The organism is Pseudoxanthomonas sp. P4_B2 (assembly GCF_056402315.1).
On record NZ_JBFUHQ010000002.1, the window covers coordinates 775509 to 793335 of the forward strand.

The following is a 17827-nucleotide window of genomic DNA, read 5'->3' on the forward strand; positions in this document are numbered from 1 at the left end:
TCGGCCAGCGCCTACCAGCTATGCCGCAATCCCGCCTGCACGGCCCAGTACTGCTTCGTTTCCATGCCCGAGGCTGCGGACGCTTCGAAGAACAGCCCCGTGCGTTTGCGGCTGAAGCTCACGTCGGCGCCCAGTACGAGTTCGCCCCCCGTGCCTTTGCGCTTCGCCGTCTCCGGAACGATGCTGCCCCCATTCATCGAAGCCGTGATGTCCAGGTTATCGCCGAAGTAATGCAGTGCGGATGCCCGCGCGTACACATTGCCCTCCCGCGCCCCCTGTAGCTTCCTTCCGAAGGCGACGCCGACTCGTGCGAACGAGCTATCGAACCTGTCCTGATCGATACGCACGCCATTGAGAGTGGTGTGCTGGCTATCGCGGATCACGCCCACCGACAGACCAAGCTGAGGTTCGAGGTAATAGGACTTCGAAAGCTGGAACGGGTATCCGCCCTCGGCATAGAACTGACTCGCTTCTGTTCGGTACTTGCCGACGATTTCGCGACCTTGGGAATCGCGCGCGGAGTACCGGTTCTGCAGCGACGAAGCACTCGCTCCGAGCAGGACATAGACACCGCTGTTGGCGCTCCAACGGCCGTACAACCCCAGCGTGTTTCCGCTCAACTCCCCACGGCCCGCCACGTACTGCGCGGTCGAGCGGATACGGCCTGCAGTGAAGCCGATCGCAGCGGACGAGTTGGCGAGCGCGAAGCCATGATCCGCGCCCAGAGTCGCGCCACTGTAGTCCTGGCGATAACGGCGGGAGTACGCAGTCTTTGCCGTGAGTTCGCCGGACTCGGCCCTCACCCAGACGCCCGATTGATCCACGGCACTATCGCGCGTTTGACTGCGTACGCGTTGCAGAGAAGTCTGCTCACTGATCTTCCACAAGTTGACCAGGCTGTCGGCCGCATCGGCAGCGGTCTGTACGGTCTCAGAGGGCAGGATGCCGATGTCCCCGCCGCCATCGCCATCGCCGCCGTCACCGTCACCGTCACCGCCACCGCCACCGCCACCGCCACCGCCACCGCCACCGCCACCGCCACCGCCACCGCCACCAGAGCCCTGAATCTCGATCCCGGTCAGCACGATGCTGCTGCCGTCGTCGCTCAGTGCCACCTGCGGCGTGTATGTGAACCGCACCAGTGCGTTCTCGAAGGTGCCGCTCCACTGCCGGTCGAGGCCCGCCACGGCGGCGAACACGGCCGTGCCGCCAGCGGCGGCAGTGGCGTCGACGATGTCGATCGGCGCCGTAGCCTGGATGGTGGTGCCATCGCGCAGAGCGGCTTCATTGACCCATGAGGTGTTGTCGAGCACCGGATCGTAGACGATGGCGATGCCCTGCGTGCCGGTCGCCGAGAAGCTGCTGATGCCGCTACCGAACACGATCTTGTCTGCGGTGGCCGTGCCGGAGATGCCGGTGATGTCGCTGAGCAGGTGGAAGCGGGCCCCGTCACCGAGCGCGACCGTGCCATTGCTGGTGCTGCTGTCGATGACCAGCGTGCGATAGCCGTGCGTAGGCACCGCGCCGAGCTCGAAGCTGCCCCAGTGCGCGGCCATGTCGATCGCGCCGCCGTTGCCGAGGGTGAGCGTGCCTGAGCCGATATCATTCGACAGCGTGCCGGTGCCCTGCGGCTGCCACGCCGCGCCATTGGCGAATGAAAGATCGGCGCGGCCGACGCTGTAGCCGGCATTGTTCTGCACGCCGCCGACCAGGCCGCGCAGCCAGGAATCGGACGTGTCGAAATTGACATCGACCGAGCCGGTTCTGCGGTTGACGCTTTCGGTCGCGGTCGCGATGTCGCCATCGAGTTGCACGCGCTGGCCGCCGGCCTGATTGACGGTGACACTGGCGTCCTGGATGTCGATCGGCATGCTCCAGATCGAATACGCAGCGCCGGTGCGGCCCGCGGTGGTCGACACGGTCAGGCCACCGGCGACGTTGACGGTGCCGAAGTTGCGGATGCCGTACACATCAACATCATCACAATTCGGGATGCCGGGTGGGTTGCAAGCGGTGGCGACCGTGAACGACACCGGCGCGGTAGGCGAGGTGAAGTCGATGAGGCCGCTGCTGACCAGGCCGTAGGTTTCCGTCTCCGAGGCGACGTCGACATTGACGGCGCCGTTGAACGTCATCACCGCACCGGGAGAGCGGTCGTTGCTGAGGCCGGAGGGCTTGCCGAACGGCGTGTAGCCGTTTTCCGGCCCTTCGCTGCGTACGCGGACGTCGACATCGCCGTTCCAGGTCATCCGCGCCCGCCAATGCGTGTTGGCGATGCCGTGCGTGGAGCGAGGCCCCTTCACATCGACCGTGGTGTCGCCGTTGACCTCCATGTTCCCCTGGTTGCGCACGCCGAACGCGGTCGAGCCCATCGCGACCGTGGTCAACGACAGGTCGCCGTTCACCGTCATCCGGCTGCCGACGCCGTCGTTGTAGATCGCATGGGCGTTGTCGCTGGGCCAGATCGACAGCGCCGAGATGGTGGTGTCGCCGTTGAAGGTGATGCGGCCATCGAAGCTGTAGACCGCATCGAGCGTGCCGCGGCTCTCGGCCAGGATCGTGGTCGGGCCGTTGAAGATGATGGTGCTGGTTCGGTCGGCCCAGACCGCACGCGCATAGCCCTGCGTACGGGCGTGGATGTCGGTGGCGCCGTTGAAGACCGTGGTGCTGCGGCCGCGGCCGATCACCCCTTGCGCACTGCTACCCCGGACCATACCGAAATCCAGGTCGTCGGCGTTGGTGGAGATCCTGGTGTTGCCGTTGACGGTGACCGTATTGCCGTCGTTGAGGATGCCGACCGCACTGCCCACGGTGCTGCTCTCGCCGCGGATCGCCGACAGCTCCAGCCAGCCGCCGGCGGCCACGTCGAGCACCACCGGCGGGTTGCCGCTGGTGATCGACATTGCCCGCACGTCGCCGTCGACGCCTTCCAGCGCCACGCTGTCGCCGTCGGCGAAACGGTAGTGCAGCGTGCCGTCCTGCGGGACGATGTCGTAGCCTGGATCGTAATTGCCGGTGCCGCCGGGCCGGTCGTGATCGGCTACGCCGGTAATGGGATCTTCGTGTTCGGTTGCGGCGTGCACGACCGTGGGCCGTGCGACTACGCCTGCGACCAGGGTGGCGGCGATGGAAAAGGAAAGTTTCTTACGGCGGCTGCGCTGGTTGACGCGTTCGGCCTCTTCGCGTGCGTTTTTGACTATCGATTCCTGCCAAAGCGGCGGTAGTTGCAGATCGCGTTCTAAGCCGCGCGAGGCGGACCGCGAAGCCCGCTTCCGTTGTATGCAGGTCATCAAATTCCCCAGTGCCAGAAAGCTATGGCCACGATAGCCAGAGCGTATGAGCGACCCCTCCAAGCCGCTCGATTGGAAAGTAGCACGACACTTTCAATGGCTGAAGTCCAAAGCTCGCACTGTCCCTGATTGCGATGCGATCGTGTGACCGGCATCGCAAAGCGACTCGCTCATCGAGCGTTCGTAAGATCATCCGGACGCCGAGATCTTTTTTCCCTTAATGCTCTGCCGCAAATGATCGCGTCGAACAAAGCGGATATCGATCCTGCGAGCAACGATGGGCGCCGGCAGGCACTAACCAGTGCTGCGTCGTGATCCATGCAGGAATCCGCTAGCGCGACTCGTCGTAGTAATCGCCGCCGATGATCGTACAGATCTGGGCTTCGGTGAAACCATGGAAGCGGCGGCCGCCGGGAGTATGGCGCTTGGCGAAAAGCTTGCCGTTGGCCGCCGTGCGCTCGCGCTTTTCCTGCAGCAGCCATTTGGCGTAATCGTTGGTCAGGTTCCGCGACCGGATCGGGTCAAGTTTCAATCGGGGCATTGCCGGGGTCCTGGGTGGAATGGCGACAAGGCTACTCGACATGGCTCTCCCGCTGCGATCCTGCCCCCGTAATCCAGGTGTTGGCGCATTGAAATGGGCAAGCTCAAAGTGTGGCTGCCGTTGCAATAAACCTTCTGCAGCTTCGCCCGATCAAGGTTCCTGTTTCGGCGGGCATCTCGGCACGCCCGATCCCACCACGCAGTTCACACAACAGGTCGGCGCCCGCGTTGTCGACGGCTCGGGAGAGACCGGCGCAAGGCTGGAGGCGCCGGGCAGCTTGGCCAACGCGTCCGCGGATTTCAGCTTCAACAATACCGCCCAATCCTGACGGTTGAAATTGCAGGCGGCTTCGTTGTCGGGGGCGCATAGCGATTCGGCGCCGGTGCGCTGCGGCAATCCCCAGAACTCGCCATTGCGGTTCAGCGGCAGCAACCGCATCGTCACCCCCTGCTGCACATTGCCGCCGATCAGATAAGCGGTGCTGTCGTTGCCCGGATTGGCGGCGACGACGATTTCGCAATGCATGTCCAGGCCGCCGTTTCCGGCGCTGATTACCGACACCAAGCCGGTGTAACCGTAGAGACGATTGCTGTGGCGCACGTAACACAGCAGGTCTCCGGCCGAGGGTCGTGCATGGGCGGGATCGAGGAACTGGTACGCGCTGGATTCCGGCTGCTGGTAAGCATCGCGAACATAGGTGACGTGGCTGGCCGAGGCGCGGAAACCTGGCAGGCCGGCCTTGCGCACCACCCAAGATACGAACGCGGCCGACCATGGGTTGTCGATCACGAAGGCGCGACACCCCGGCGAGGGATAGCTGCCGCTAGCGGCGCCCTCGCAATCGATCGCACCCGGTAGCTGGCCGACCTGCCGCAGTACGCCGCTTTCCTGCCAGTAACGTGCGACCCGACGCCAGGCCTGACTCTCGCCGTCATCCAGCAGCAGCGCTTCGGATTCCATGATGGTGCTGCTGGCGATGCGGCCATTGCGATCGATGAAAGGCCGATACCAAAGTCCATGCTCGTGGCAGGCGAAGGCGGCGATGCGGGTGGCGGTATCCGCTGCGGTCATCTGTTGGCCGAGGCGGGGACAGACATCTGCCGCATGGGCGGCGGCAGACAACAGCAGCAAAACGGGGAACACGATCCATGCCCGCATCGGTACGCTCCTTGGAACGGAATGAAGTCCCCCAAGGCGCATGATGCCGTAAACGCGACGTGTTCGCCTGCCTCCTGAGGTATCGACGCCTCTTGCGCGCGCGCGAAAGCCCCATTTTTCGCCGTTATTTGCTGCTTCTCTTGCTGGCTGTCTTCTTAGCTGTCTTCTTTGTGGAAGACTTTTTGGCCGACGATTTCTTGGCTGCGGCCTTCTTGGTCGACTTCTTCGCTGCTGATTTCTTGGTCGTCGATTTCTTGCTGGCCGATTTTTTGGCGGTAGCCTTCTTAGCCGTCGATTTTTTCGCGGTCGCTTTCTTGGCGGTCTTCTTGCTGCTCTTCTTGGCGCTCTTGCGGCCCTTGGCGCCGCCGTCCTGCTTGTTGACGGAGGCCCAGGCGATCCGCTCCGCAGCCGCCTCCGAACGTCCCTGCTCCCGCTCGCTTTCCTCGATATGTTCGGCCTGTCGCTTCTGCTTATCCGAATAGGAAGACTTGTCTCCACGTGGCATCGCGCGCTCTCGGCTATGAAACACGGGGCGAGGCTAAGCGCGGGGATGTAGTCGGACGATGAAGGCCGGCACGTGTATTCGCTTCCTCTGTCGGTACATCACGACAGGCGCCAAAGTCCTTGCTGGCTGGCATCCCGAAATCGACGAAACACAGGGCAGCCTCCCAAAAATTCTTTGTCCCGAGACTTGCCTGGATAGCGCGCATGGCCTATCCGACCCTTCCCTTACCGCCATGTTCTCCAGAGTCGTAGAATGTCCCGTGTCGTAATGCGAGCCACCTTGCCGGACTCGTACACGGCGCCATTGTTATCGGCGGAATATGTCCGCTTTGACCACGGCCGCTCGTTGTTACCCAAATAACGTTCGCAAAAGGGAAGTTGATGGCTCATCGGTTAAGGGACACTGCGAATGCGGTCGGTTCGACCACGATCTCGCCCTCCAGACAGGACGATCCCCCGGAAGGCCAGTTGGCGATCCGCAAATGGCATTTCCTGGCTTCTCGTCTGCCCGGTCAGTTGGCCATCAAGTCCGTAGGCGGGCTGAGCACGCGCAGATTCATTGAAGCGGTCCTTTGGATCGCCGCTACCGACTCCACCTGGCCCCAGCTGCCCAAGTCCTACGGCAATTTCCACGCCGTGTACCAACGGTTCGCCAGATGGGCGCGCCTGGATGTCTGGGACTATGTGAGCACCTGTCTGGAAGGCGACCCGCGGCTGCCCGCGCTGCAGCGATTGGTTCGCCAGCATCTGGAGATCCGCCGCAGGCGGAACAAGCCGGTCGAGCAGGCCCCGGTCGGCGAAACGATTCCGCTTGCGACGACGCCGAAGGATCGCATCCATGAACTGGAGGCGCGGATAGCAAGAATGGAGCTGCAGTTGCGCGCGGTGCTGGCGGTATTTCCACAGGTCGCGGAACGTTTCCCCGACCTGGAGATCGGGGACTGAAGCGGACCGCTTCACCGATTTCGCTGCGCTCAACGCAGCCATAGGGGCAGCCATAGAAAAACAGGCGATTTCCCCGGCGGAGTCAGGGACTCTCGTTCGCCAATGCCAGTCCCGGTTCCTCGCAGCACACGCGATTGCGGCCTGCGGCTTTGGCCCGGTACACCGCGCTGTCGGCGGCGTGATACAGCGCGTCGTCGTCCTGATGCAGATTGCTGTCGAACTCTGCGATGCCGATGCTGGCGGTCATGACCAGCACGATGCCGTCCGGTGCGATGGGATCCTCGACCAGACTCGCGCGGAAGCGTTCCGCGCGCTGCATCGCCGTCGCCAGGTCCTGTCCCTCCAGGACCACGCCGAACTCCTCGCCACCGACCCGCGCCGCCAGGTCGCCCGGTTCGCTGAAACTGCTTTTCAGCCGCGCGGCGATGGCCATGAGGCAGGCATCGCCGATGGCGTGGCCATAGGTGTCGTTGATCTGCTTGAAGTGATCGATGTCCAGCAGCAGCAAAGTCAGCGGTTCGCTGCGCCTGGTCCGCTCGGTCGCCGCTTCCAGCACATCGGCGAATTGCCGGCGGTTGGCCAGTTCGGTCAGCGGATCGATCCTGCTTTGCCGGGAAAACAGATCGCGCTGGCTGCGCAATTCCTGATCCAGGTCCAGCCGCTGCTGATATTCGGCATAGCTGCGCAACAGCGAAATCACCACGTAGACCAGGTAGATCGTCACCATCAAGCCGTTCGGCCGATCGACAGGGTTGGCCCAGAGCAGGAACAGGCCGGGCGCGCACAACAGCGCGATGCCGGCGAAGGCGAAACCGCGGCGCATGCTGAAGGCATGTGCAATCGCCGTGGCCAGGCCCAGGGTGAACAACAGTGCGGTGATGCGCGCCGGCCCGAACCCGGAATCGAGCGTGGCCCAGCAGAACAAGCCTCCCCACAGCGCTGTGGTGAAGAGCACGATCCCCCAGTGCAGGCGCAGCCAGCGCGAAAGCGCGGTGGCCTGGGCTCCATCAGGGAGCGGACGATGCAGGAAGCGCCAGACCGTCAGGCCGATGAAGGCCACAAGCAAGCCCCAGCTGATCATCGGTGCGCGGGTAAAGGCGTCCCCGTAAATGCCGACCAGCAGCCACGATGCTGCGTAGAACGGGCCACCGGTCAACGCGCGTTGATAGGTATCGGCCATCTCCTGGGTAAGTCGGCGGATCTGTACGGCATTCATGGGAAGGTCCAGCGAAAGGAGTTGCGCGCAGCGTTGTCGGTTGGTTTCTAAATCTACAGGGCCAGTACACGCAACTTGAGTGCCATTCGTAAGTCTTTGAATATAGCCGGCAAATGCCAGCAAATGCGGGCCGCAGGTGGCGATACGTCACTTTGTGACGCAGTGGCAGGCCGGCGAGCGGCTATCTTCGCGCCGCATTCTTGTTTCCCTCCGCCGAGCTGTTGAACGCATCACCCGTTCTGAACGTGCGGCGTGGAAGGGTGGCGATAGCATCGCAATACAGGAACCGTCGCCATGGCCGACAGCAAGCAAACAAACCTGCTCCGGAAAGCGGTTACCGGGAACAGCACGATCCACGCGGACAACCCGGACAGCACCAGAACAAGGACGGAAGGCAGCTGCCGGAGAACGCCGACAATGCCATGCCTAAGCCCCGAGAGCCCGAGCAAAAGCCCGCGAAACGCAAACCGGCTCCCTAGCCCGGCATTGAAAGCATCGGCCGTGACCGTGGACGAACCGGCGGTCGAAGCGCCAGGCAATCAAGAAGTAGACGCAGTGCTGGCGCCCGGGTGCCGCTGGCCGCTATCGTAGCGCCCGCCCTCACCACTCGAGAACCGGCCGCACATGACCGTGTCCGAAAACGCAACCGGACACGATGCGCCGGCCCGCTGCGAGAACTGCCACGCACCGCTGCACGGCGAGTTCTGCCATCAATGCGGGCAATCCATCCACAATCCGGTTCGCCACGCGGGGCATGCGCTGGAAGAAGTGTTCGAGTCGTTCTGGCACCTGGACGGACGCGTGTTCCGCACCTTGCGCGATCTGTTGAGACCGGGCCACACCGCCCTGGAATACCTGGCCGGCCACCGTCAGCGTTATCTGCCGCCCTTGCGCATTTTCGTGATCATGAGTCTGCTGGCGTTCTTCGTGGGCAGGGCGACGATCCATTTCGATGACGAACCGGCCGGGGTCGATGTCACTCCCATCCTTCAAAGCAAGACCGTGGCCGAAGTCGAGCGCCACCGCGACCGGATGCTGGCTGAGCTTGAAGAGGATCGCAAAGAAGGCGGCAACGTAATTCCGGGCGTGAACGCCATGATCATCACCGAGCAAGTGAAGATCCAAGGCGAGGCGGCGAACCGCATCGTGGAATTGACGTCCGGCAAGAATGCGGCCGCCGCTTCCGCTCCGCAGAAAAATGGCGTAACGGAAGCCGCCCCATCCAAGGGCGAACTGTTCTCCAGCAAGAATGAGGCGTGGAATCCCGAATTGAATCCCGTGAAGATCGGCTGGCTACCGGCTTTCGCCAACGCCTGGCTGACCCGCAAGGCGGGCCATGCCATCGACAACATACAGAGCATGGAGAACCGGCCGGATCGCTATTTCCAGGCCTTCATGGGATCGTTGCCTTCGGCTCTGTTCGTGCTGGTGCCGGTGTTCGCGCTGATGCTGAAGCTGTCCTACTTCTTCCAGCGCAGGCTGTACATGGAGCACTTGGTGGTGGCTCTTTACAGCCATGTGTTCCTGCTGATGGCGTTGACGACGATCTTCGTGTTCATGGCTCTGAGCGGGGCAGTATCCGCGCATGCGCACTGGCTTTCGATCCTGCTCAATATCGCGGTCGTGCTGTTGCTGGTGTGGATGCCGTTCTACCTGCTGCTGATGCAGAAGCGCGTTTATGGGCAAGGCTGGATCATGACGCTGGTGAAGTATTCGGTCATCGGCTTCGTCTATGTGAATCTGCTGGCGACAGTGGCCGCGTTGATGTTCCTGGTGCGATTGACCAGCATCTGAGTCGCCGCGTTAGCTTCGGGCGCCTAGCGCACGAGCGTTAGAGCGCGTAGTACTCCAGGAACATGTCCACCGCCGATGCCGCCACCTGCTCCTGCATGTCCTGGGTCAGCGGCGGCGCACCCAGGGTGATCTGCGGCCAGAAGGCGAAACTCTTCACCAGTCCCTGGATCTGGTTCGCAGCGAACACGGGATCGAGGGGCTTGAGTTTGCCATCGGCCAGCGCGGCGCGGATCCAGATCGTCACGCCTTCCTCCTTGCCGCCCATTCGCGCCACCATGCTTTGCGCGCGCTCCGGCGAGTGGATGGTTTCGGCGATCGCCACCCGCGCCAGATCGATGAAATTGGCGTCGTCCAGCATGCGCAGTTTCTGCCGCAGCAGTTCCAGCAACTGCTCGCGCAACGGGCGGTCGGAGCGATAGGCCAGGTCGATCAGCGCTGTGCTCTTTTCCCACAGCTGCACCAAGATCTCGGCGAACAGTGCGTCCTTGCTGGGGAAATGGTTGTAGACCGTGCGCTTGGAGACCCCGGCGGTCGCCGCGATGCGATCCATGCTGGTTGCTTCGAAACCATTGCTCCGGAATTCGTCGATGGCTGCCTGCAGGATGGCCTGGCGCTTGCGGTCGGTCAGGCGCTGCGGGGCGGGGGAGAGCTTAGAAATCGGGCACATGCCACCATTTTACACCTGGTAGTTTACTTTTAGAAATATGGGAACTACACTGTGCAGTGTAAGGCCATGATCCTCATCGCCTCGCCCCCTGTTGCTAGCCATGAAATTTCCCCTCCGCTCCCTGAGTTTGCTTGGAATCCTAGCCATGACCGCCTGTGTCCTGCATGCCACCTCCCGCACTCCCGCCTACCCGGATTCGCCGCAGCTGCACGAGGGCAAGTTCCGGAATGCGGTGCCCACCCCACCCACGGGCTTCCTGAAGACCGTGCGCCTGGCCTGGAACGTGCTGACCAACAAGCCGCGCGACACCGTGCCGGCCGGCGCGATCCCTCTGCAGACTTTGACCCGCGCCGAACTGATGGCGGCGCCCGACCGCAGCCTGTTCCGGCTGGGGCATTCCACCTTGCTGCTGAAACTGCGCGGGGAATTCTGGCTGACCGATCCGGTGTTTTCCGATCGCGCCTCGCCGGTGCAATGGGCCGGACCCAAGCGTTTCCATCAGCCGCCGATCTCCATTGCCGAGCTGCCGCCGATCAAGGGCGTGCTGTTGTCGCACAACCACTACGACCATCTGGATCACGCCGCGATCCTCGCGCTTGCCGACAAGACCGACTACTTCCTTGCGCCGCTGGGCGTGGGCGACACGCTGATTGAATGGGGCGTGCCTGCGGACAAGGTGCAGCAGTTCGACTGGTGGCAGGCGGCCACGGTGGACGGCCTGCGTTTCGTGGCGACGCCTGCGCAGCATTTCTCCGGTCGCGGTCTGTTCGACAGCAACCAGTCGCTATGGGCCTCGTGGGTGATCGTAGACGACGACCTGCGCGTGTTCTTTAGCGGAGACACGGGCTACTTCGACGGCTTCAGAGCCATCGGCGAGCGCTTCGGTCCGTTCGACGTAACCTTGATGGAAACCGGTGCTTACGACAAGCAATGGCCGCACGTGCACATGCAGCCGGAACAGACGCTACAGGCGCATCTCGACCTAAAGGGCAAGTGGTTGATGCCGGTGCACAACGGTACCTTCGATCTGGCCATGCACGCCTGGCACGAGCCTTTCGACCGCATCTCCGCATTAGCTGCGGAAAAGGGCGTGAATCTGGCTACGCCGTCCATGGGTCAGCGTCTGGACCTGCAGCAACCGCAAACGGGCGAGGCCTGGTGGCTGACGACGCAGTAATTCCTTCCGACAGAAATTTCCGGCAGAAATGGCGATAAGGAAAATCGCGAGGTGCCGGCAAGTTTTCGAACGGCCGACTTCAACGCGCTTCCTATCCGCGCGCTGTCAGCCTACGCGGCGGCGGCGGCGACTCAATTAGTGAGCTGGCCCTGGTATTTCAACCAGGCTTCCACTTGAGGCGCGGAGTCGCCCACGGCGTCGATGGCCTGTAACAGCTGGTTACGAGAAACGCCCAAGCGTGTCGTCCAATATTGCACCTGCTGCTGTTGCTGCAGGGAAATCAGGCGTGTGGTGTCGTCGTCGTGGCCAGCATCGTCGGGTTGGTCTGTCATGACTGCTCCAAGGGCTGGGTTCGGAAGGGCCGCAATTGACATGCACCGATAGTCGGCAACCCAATGTGAGGACGGCGTGCAGAAACGGGCTGTCCGCTTTATGCGGTTCAGGTCGTTAAAAAGGTATGCAATCCCGGCAGCGGCGGCGTCACGGCCGCCTCACGGGGCAGGTGGAAGATGGCCCTACGAGGGTAGGCGGGAAGGTACTTATGAAGACATTAAGAGCCGCATGCTTCCTGTGCCTGGGGATGATGCTGGGAACCCTGCTTTCCGGGTTCTGAGCGGCTAGAAACGATCCGGCAGGAGCGGCCTGCAGGAACGATCTTGTACCTGTAGGAGCGACGCAAGTCGCGAAGCTCAGATTGCCCGGGTGTTGCTAATCCGCGAAGGCTAAGTGCTTCGCGACTTGCGTCGCTCCTACCCGCTTCCGGCAGAATCCGGATCCGGAGCATTGGCCTGTTTGGCGCTTCACCATTGCGCCACTAATTCCTTGAATGGTTTGTCCAACAGGATTCCGTTGGCGTCGTAGTCCGACAGGGACTTGCCATCCACGGTGACTCGCGCGGGTTTTTCGCGGTTGGGCCAATAGACCTGCAAGGCCGTGTCCTTGGCGAGCCCGGAACCCAAAGTCACCCGTAGCTGCGTGCCGTTCTGTCGCGCGGCCATGGTTAATGCGCCATGGGCGGTCGGTAATTTGCTGACGCTGAGCCCGTCACCGGCCACCCACGAAGGCGGCGCACCGGGCAACAGCGACAGGCGCTGATCGCCCTCATGCATCAGCATGCCGAAAATCGTGCGCGCGTATTCGGCACCGATCCAGGTATGCGGCATGTCGCCGAGATAGCCGGGATGGCGCAGGCGCGAATGCACTACTTCGGCCAGCACCTGCCATTCCAGTGGACGGCGATCCCGCAGCAGGCTGTGCAGCAGTTCGTCGGCTTCCTTCGGTTGGTTGAGGTGTACGTAAGTCAGCACGTTGCGCATTTCGTACGGCGTGTACGCGTACAGCGCTTCGGGCTTGTCGCGCGAACGCACGTCGGCGAGATAGCGCTCGAAAGTCAGCTTTAGCGCGTCCGACGGCATCAGGTCCTGCTGGCGGGCCGGATCCAGCCCGATCGAAACGCTGGTCGGATCGCCGCCGCCGGTGTCGGCATCGGCGGGGATGAAGTCGGAACCCTTCCACTTCATCGTCGCGCGGATCGAGGCGGCCACCGATTCGCGTAGCGCAGCGTACTGTTCGCGCGCCCACTTGGCGGTCTCCGCATCGCCCCACTGTTCGGCCAGCCAGGCGCCGTCGTGCCAGCCCTTCAACGCCCAGTAGTCGTCCCAGTAACTGTGGGTAGGGCTGGAATAACCTTCATGGCTGATCGACGGGGCGATGATGCCGTGGAAGCGTTCCGGCGCCGGCTGGTCGGCCAGATAGCCGGGCGCCAGGGTGCGCTCGCGGAGTTCCTGCATGAACTTCATCGCGCGCTTCACCACGTCCTGGTATTCGCGCACGCTGGCCGCGCCGCCGTCGTAGCGCGCCGTGTCCGCCACCAGCGCGATGAATTCGCCCTGGCTGTCGTATTCGATATCGCTGCCGAAGCCGGTGTTCACCGAGCCGTCCTGGTTGAGGATCGGCGACACCAGTCCGTTCTCATGCACGGCGTGGTCGGAATACCATTTCAGGTAGTCGCGGGAAACCTTGGCCTGACCCACGCGCAGCAGCACCGACGAAGTGGCGGCGCCGTCGCGGATGAAGGAACGGTTGTAGTTGCGTGGACCCGGTTGCATCGCCGGTCCGGTCTGGTTGAGCAGCATGTAGGCGCCCTGCGCGCGCAGCATGTCCACCAGCGAGTGGTCGGGCAGCGACAAGCCCAGCTTGCCGAAGCGCGAATGCCACTGCTGCGCGACCTGCGCGGCGACCTTATCGAAACCTGCGCCCGCATCGCCTTTGGCCCCGATCAGCGCCGCGCGGTCGACCGCCGCCGCCTCCGGCAACGCGTCGGTCTTGGCGTCGGCGCGCGAAGTGCCCAGCGGGAATGCCAGTACGACGTCGCGATGTTCGCCGGGCGCAAGCTTCACTTTGTAATCAAGCAACGCTGCAGCCAAGCCATCGGCATCGCTGGCCTGCAAGGACTCAGGAACGGTACCCGCCGCGACGTGCGCCGTGATCTCTCCCTCGCCATGCGCGCCAAAGGCGGACGCGCCGCGCGCATCGGTCGGCGTCAGCGACGACAGCAGCACGCGGCCGTTGACGCGTACGTCGGTGCGATCGGCGGCGCCTTCGATGGCGACCTCGCGGATCGGCGACACGCCGCCGTGCTGCCATGGCGGATTCACCTGCAGCGGGCGCAATACCAGCGCCAGCGTTCCGTCGATGGATTGCCGGCCGGTGTTGCTGACGCGGTAACGCGTGAGCGTCACCGGCTGTCCGTTCTGTTCGACCGCCATCGCTTCGGTGCGCACCTGCACGCCGGGCTGCGCTTCCCATTGCACCGACGGCATCGGCATCCAGCCGTCGCGCAGCGAATGCCTGCGCTCGACGTTATCGGAGATGGCGACACGGCCCGAAGCATCGCGCCACGCGGCCTGCACCATCGGCGCGCCTTTGTAGGCTTCCAGGTTGCCGTATTCGTCGAAGATCGATTTCTGCATGCCGGCCGGGATGCCGATCACGGTCCAGTACACCTGCTGCTGGTGCAGCGACGAGGGGAACAGTTGCGCGTTCGCCCGCGACGCCACCACTTCATAGCGGCGGGTCGGCGTCATCACGCGTTCCGGGCCCAGCAGACGCAGGCGCTTGATCAGCGGCGCGGCGCCGTCCACTTCGCCGGCGCTCAGGCGCAACGCCGAAAGCGTATGCACCTCGCGCGCGGCGAGGTTGGAAAGATCGCCCTGCGATCCGGGATCCTCCGCCAGCGTGATCCACGCGCCTGAAGCATCGCGGCCTTCCAGCTTGGCGCCGTTGCGCGGACCTTCCCACCAGACTTCCAGACCGGGAGTCGGCAACGGGCGGCCCAGGGTGATATCCAGCTCGCGCGTGCCCGCCATCTGGCCTTTGGCCTGCAGCGCGCGGGCGGGTGCGTTGCTCCACAGCGCCTGCGCGTTGTCCTTGCCGGTGAGGTTGACGATGCGCGCCGCTGCGCTGGGCGCAAGCGGTTCGAATTCGAATACCGAAACGCCCCAGTCCGCGGTCTTGGGCAGGCTGGCCAAGCGCACGTAACGCGCCTTGGCGGTCGGGAAGAACAGGTAGTCGGTGAATCCGCGCGAATCGCCGCTGACATAAGCGTCGTGCCATTGCTTGCCGTCTACCGACGTCTGGATGGCGTAGGACACGGCGAAACCGCTGTCCCAATGCAGCAACACGCCGCCGACGTCGACGACCTTGCCCAGGTCCACCTGCAACCAATGGTCGGCGCTGAAAGCGCCGCCCCAACGGGTCTTGGGGTCGCCGTCGATCGCATGCGACGCGGCCAGCGCCGGCACCTGCAGCGAGGACCCGGTGGCCTTCCACTGCGAGCGCGGGGGCAGGGCGTCGCCCTTGGCCAAAGCGACCGAGGAAGACAGGAACAGCGCCGGTAACAAGACGAATCGCGACAGCCTGGCGGCCGGGGACGAGCTCGGGGATTGGGTGGTCACGTGGGTTTTCCGCGTCGATTGCAGGGGAATGAAGCCGTGGAGCCCGGGCTTCGCGTGGCCCCGGATACTAGTGTTGAAAACGATTACATGCGAGCCGCAGTGCACCAAGGCGTCCTGACCGTTCGTCGCCCAGTCTCTGATCCATGACTTTCTTCCTGTTGACTACATATGTAGTCATATGCATGATGACTACATATGTAGTCATAAGGTGGATGGCATGAGTCTCAAGAGCATCGGTGATCAGGAGCTGGCGTTACTGCAGCACATCGCGGAGCAGGGGGACGCTTCGGTGGGCGAAGTCGCCGCCGCCTTCGGCGAACCGCGCGGATTGGCGCGTTCGACCGTGCTGACCATGATGGAGCGGTTGCGCGCCAAGGCTTTTCTCAGGCGCAAACAAGTCGATGGCGGCGTGTACCGCTATTCCACCACCGCGCAACAAGACGACGTAGTACGCAACGCGGTCGGCAGTTTTGTGGAGAAGACGCTGCAGGGTTCGGTCTCGCCATTCGTGGCGTGGATGTCGCAGCGCACCGAGGTCAGCGACAACGAGCTGGCGGAACTCGAGGCGCTGGTCGCCACCCTGCAATCCAAGCGTAAGGAAGGTTGAGCCATGGCCCTCGAGTTCGTTTCGGAAATCTTGCTGCCGCGTTTGCTCGCCGCCAGCGTGCAGTCCACGTTGTTCGTCGCCGCGGTCTGGGTATTGTGCAAATCGCTGCCGCGCCTGTCGGCATCCGCCCGCGCCGGTCTGTGGTGGCTGGTGGCTCTGCAACTGGTGGTCGGCGTGCTGTGGTCCAGTCCGCTCGCCTTGCCGCTGCTGCCTGCCGAAGTGGTGGAACACGCCAGCGCTGCGCCGGCGCGAATGACCGTGCTTTCCCTTGCGCCTACCGAGACGATCGCATCGCCGATGGCCGACGCATCGTCCTACCTCGCACCATCGGTAGCGTCGTCCTGGTCGTGGTCCGATGCATTCGCGTGGCTGTGGCTGCTGGGCCTGAGCTTCATGGTCGCCCGTACGCTGCGCGGCTACCTATCCACGCGACGCCTGCTGCGCGACTCGCACGCCTGCAGGGACAGGACCTTGCTGCACGCCCTGCAATTGGCGGCCGAAGCGCACGGCCTGCGCCGCACGCCGCACTTGCGCCTGTCGGCATCGATCGATTCTCCGCAGCTGATCGGTCCGTGGCGACCGGTGTTGCTGCTGCCCGCCGACCATCCGCAATCGATGCATGCCGACGAACTGGACATGGCGCTCACTCACGAACTAGTCCACCTGCAGCGACACGATCTGTGGTGGGGCCTGTTGCCGGCGGCGGCACAGCATTTGTTCTTCTTCCACCCGCTCGCCCACTTGGCCGCGCGTGAATATGCGCTGGCCCGCGAAGTCGCCTGCGACGCCGCTGTGCTCGCTGGCAACCGTCATTGCGCGCGCGATTACGGACGCCTGCTGATACGACTGGGTGTCGCCCCAAGGCCCAGCGCCGGCCTGGCCAGCGCGTCGCCCACCTTCCATATTCTCAAGAGGAGACTTCTCATGCTGCAGAACACCGCTTCCACGCCGCGCGTCGTCGCGTTGGCCATCCTCGGCCTGGTCGCCGTGCTCGGAGTGATGCCGTATCGCATCATTGCAGCGCCCGCCGCCGAAACCGCGACCGCACCGCGAGCGCCAGTGGCCGCAACCAAACCCACACCTTCCATCGCGCCGGTTGCGCAGACTGCGCCGGTCGCCCGTGTGGCGGCCCCGCCCGCGCCGGCTCCAGCTCCAGCTCCAGTTGCCGAGGTTGCGGCGGTCGATCCGGCGGACGAAATAGCACCCCCGCCGCCGGCTCCCGCGCCTCCGGCCCCACCCGAGCCGGCGGTCCCGCCAACGCCACGGGCAATGCCGGCCCCACCCGCACCACCCGCCCCCGCAGCACCGTTGATTACGCGCGGCATGTTCAACCTCAGCGCACGCGACACCCAGCAGGCCTACGTGTTCGTGAAAGGCGACCACAGCATCGCCGAGGGCACCACCGAGGACATCAGGAAAGCCAACCGGTTGCGCCGCGGCAACGAGGAGCTGCTGTGGATCCGCAGGGACAATACGGAATACCTGATCCGCGATCCGGCCACGCTGGAACGCTTCCGGGCCAGCTATGCCGAAGCCATGAGCCTGGGCGATGCGCAAGTGGCCATCGGCAATCGCCATGCGGCGATCGGCAGCAAGCAAGCCGCCATTGGCCAGCGCCAGGCGCAACTGGGCATGAAACAGGCGGAAATGGCCAGCCAACGCATGCAGGGAAGCAAAGCCGACGCGCGCATGGCCGAACTGGATCGCCAGCAGGCGGCACTTGACCAGGAACAGGCCAAGCTCAACGCCCCGATGGCCGATCTGGATCGCCAGCAGGCCGCGCTGGCCAAGAAGATGGAGGCCGCTAATGCGCGCGCCGAACGTGAGACCAAGAAACTGATGGAAGAAGCCATTCGCAATGGCACGGCGCAGCCTTTGAACAAGGGCTGATGCAGAAACCCGCCTCGCTTGCATCTGTGCTGCGGTCGTTTCAGTAAAACGATCGCTCCTGCCGAGGAACGACGCGACATGC

Annotated in this window: 13 protein-coding genes; 5 read left to right on the plus strand and 8 right to left on the minus strand. The window is 63.7% G+C overall.

Features of this window, described 5'->3' with window-relative positions; genetic code table 11:
* Nucleotides 1–11: 11 nt before the first annotated feature.
* The 4 genes from AC1DTQ_RS08030 to AC1DTQ_RS08045 all read right to left on the minus strand — a co-directional run bounded on the left by AC1DTQ_RS08030 (nucleotide 12) and on the right by AC1DTQ_RS08045 (nucleotide 5494).
* Entirely contained in the window at nucleotides 12–3290 is a 3279-nt protein-coding gene (locus tag AC1DTQ_RS08030) for an autotransporter outer membrane beta-barrel domain-containing protein (RefSeq protein ID WP_477848988.1), read from the minus strand.
* A 331-nt stretch (nucleotides 3291–3621) separates the two neighbouring features.
* The gene (locus AC1DTQ_RS08035) at nucleotides 3622–3831 is read right to left on the minus strand and encodes a hypothetical protein (protein WP_310092315.1); all 210 of its coding nucleotides are present in this window, start codon (nucleotides 3829–3831) and stop codon (nucleotides 3622–3624) included.
* A 150-nt stretch (nucleotides 3832–3981) separates the two neighbouring features.
* Nucleotides 3982–4989 (minus strand): DUF2272 domain-containing protein, encoded by a 1008-nt coding sequence (locus AC1DTQ_RS08040; RefSeq protein ID WP_477848989.1) that lies wholly within the window; start codon nucleotides 4987–4989, stop codon nucleotides 3982–3984.
* 124 nt (nucleotides 4990–5113) lie between these two features.
* Nucleotides 5114–5494 (minus strand): hypothetical protein, encoded by a 381-nt coding sequence (locus tag AC1DTQ_RS08045; RefSeq protein ID WP_477848990.1) that lies wholly within the window; start codon nucleotides 5492–5494, stop codon nucleotides 5114–5116.
* A 380-nt stretch (nucleotides 5495–5874) separates the two neighbouring features.
* Here AC1DTQ_RS08045 and AC1DTQ_RS08050 point away from each other — a divergent pair, with 380 nt between their 5' ends.
* Complete coding sequence (locus tag AC1DTQ_RS08050) at nucleotides 5875–6438, plus strand: transposase (protein ID WP_477848991.1); 564 nt, start codon at nucleotides 5875–5877, stop codon at nucleotides 6436–6438.
* 82 nt (nucleotides 6439–6520) lie between these two features.
* Here AC1DTQ_RS08050 and AC1DTQ_RS08055 read toward each other — a convergent pair whose 3' ends face one another.
* Nucleotides 6521–7654, minus strand: coding sequence for a GGDEF domain-containing protein (locus AC1DTQ_RS08055; RefSeq protein WP_477848992.1), 1134 nt, complete (start codon nucleotides 7652–7654; stop codon nucleotides 6521–6523).
* Between the two features lie 624 nt (nucleotides 7655–8278).
* Here AC1DTQ_RS08055 and AC1DTQ_RS08060 point away from each other — a divergent pair.
* Nucleotides 8279–9448 carry a DUF3667 domain-containing protein gene (locus tag AC1DTQ_RS08060; protein ID WP_477848993.1) on the plus strand — a complete coding sequence of 390 codons (1170 nt, stop codon included), beginning with the start codon at nucleotides 8279–8281 and terminating at the stop codon, nucleotides 9446–9448.
* Between the two features lie 37 nt (nucleotides 9449–9485).
* Here AC1DTQ_RS08060 and AC1DTQ_RS08065 read toward each other — a convergent pair whose 3' ends face one another.
* Nucleotides 9486–10115: a TetR/AcrR family transcriptional regulator gene (locus AC1DTQ_RS08065; RefSeq protein WP_477848994.1), complete on the minus strand. Its 630-nt coding sequence runs from the start codon at nucleotides 10113–10115 to the stop codon at nucleotides 9486–9488.
* Between the two features lie 145 nt (nucleotides 10116–10260).
* Between AC1DTQ_RS08065 and AC1DTQ_RS08070 the strand changes: the two genes are divergently transcribed.
* Nucleotides 10261–11292: an MBL fold metallo-hydrolase gene (locus AC1DTQ_RS08070; RefSeq protein ID WP_477848995.1), complete on the plus strand. Its 1032-nt coding sequence runs from the start codon at nucleotides 10261–10263 to the stop codon at nucleotides 11290–11292.
* 131 nt (nucleotides 11293–11423) lie between these two features.
* On the opposite strand, the gene AC1DTQ_RS08075 is transcribed toward AC1DTQ_RS08070, so the two are convergent.
* Nucleotides 11424–11624: a DUF3606 domain-containing protein gene (locus tag AC1DTQ_RS08075; protein WP_477848996.1), complete on the minus strand. Its 201-nt coding sequence runs from the start codon at nucleotides 11622–11624 to the stop codon at nucleotides 11424–11426.
* Between the two features lie 468 nt (nucleotides 11625–12092).
* Nucleotides 12093–15248, minus strand: a complete 3156-nt coding sequence (locus AC1DTQ_RS08080; RefSeq protein WP_477848997.1) for a discoidin domain-containing protein — start codon at nucleotides 15246–15248, stop codon at nucleotides 12093–12095.
* Between the two features lie 217 nt (nucleotides 15249–15465).
* Here AC1DTQ_RS08080 and AC1DTQ_RS08085 point away from each other — a divergent pair, with 217 nt between their 5' ends.
* Nucleotides 15466–15855, plus strand: a complete 390-nt coding sequence (locus AC1DTQ_RS08085) for a BlaI/MecI/CopY family transcriptional regulator (protein ID WP_477848998.1) — start codon at nucleotides 15466–15468, stop codon at nucleotides 15853–15855.
* A 3-nt stretch (nucleotides 15856–15858) separates the two neighbouring features.
* Entirely contained in the window at nucleotides 15859–17745 is a 1887-nt protein-coding gene (locus tag AC1DTQ_RS08090) for a M56 family metallopeptidase (protein WP_477848999.1), read from the plus strand.
* Nucleotides 17746–17827: the final 82 nt, after the last annotated feature.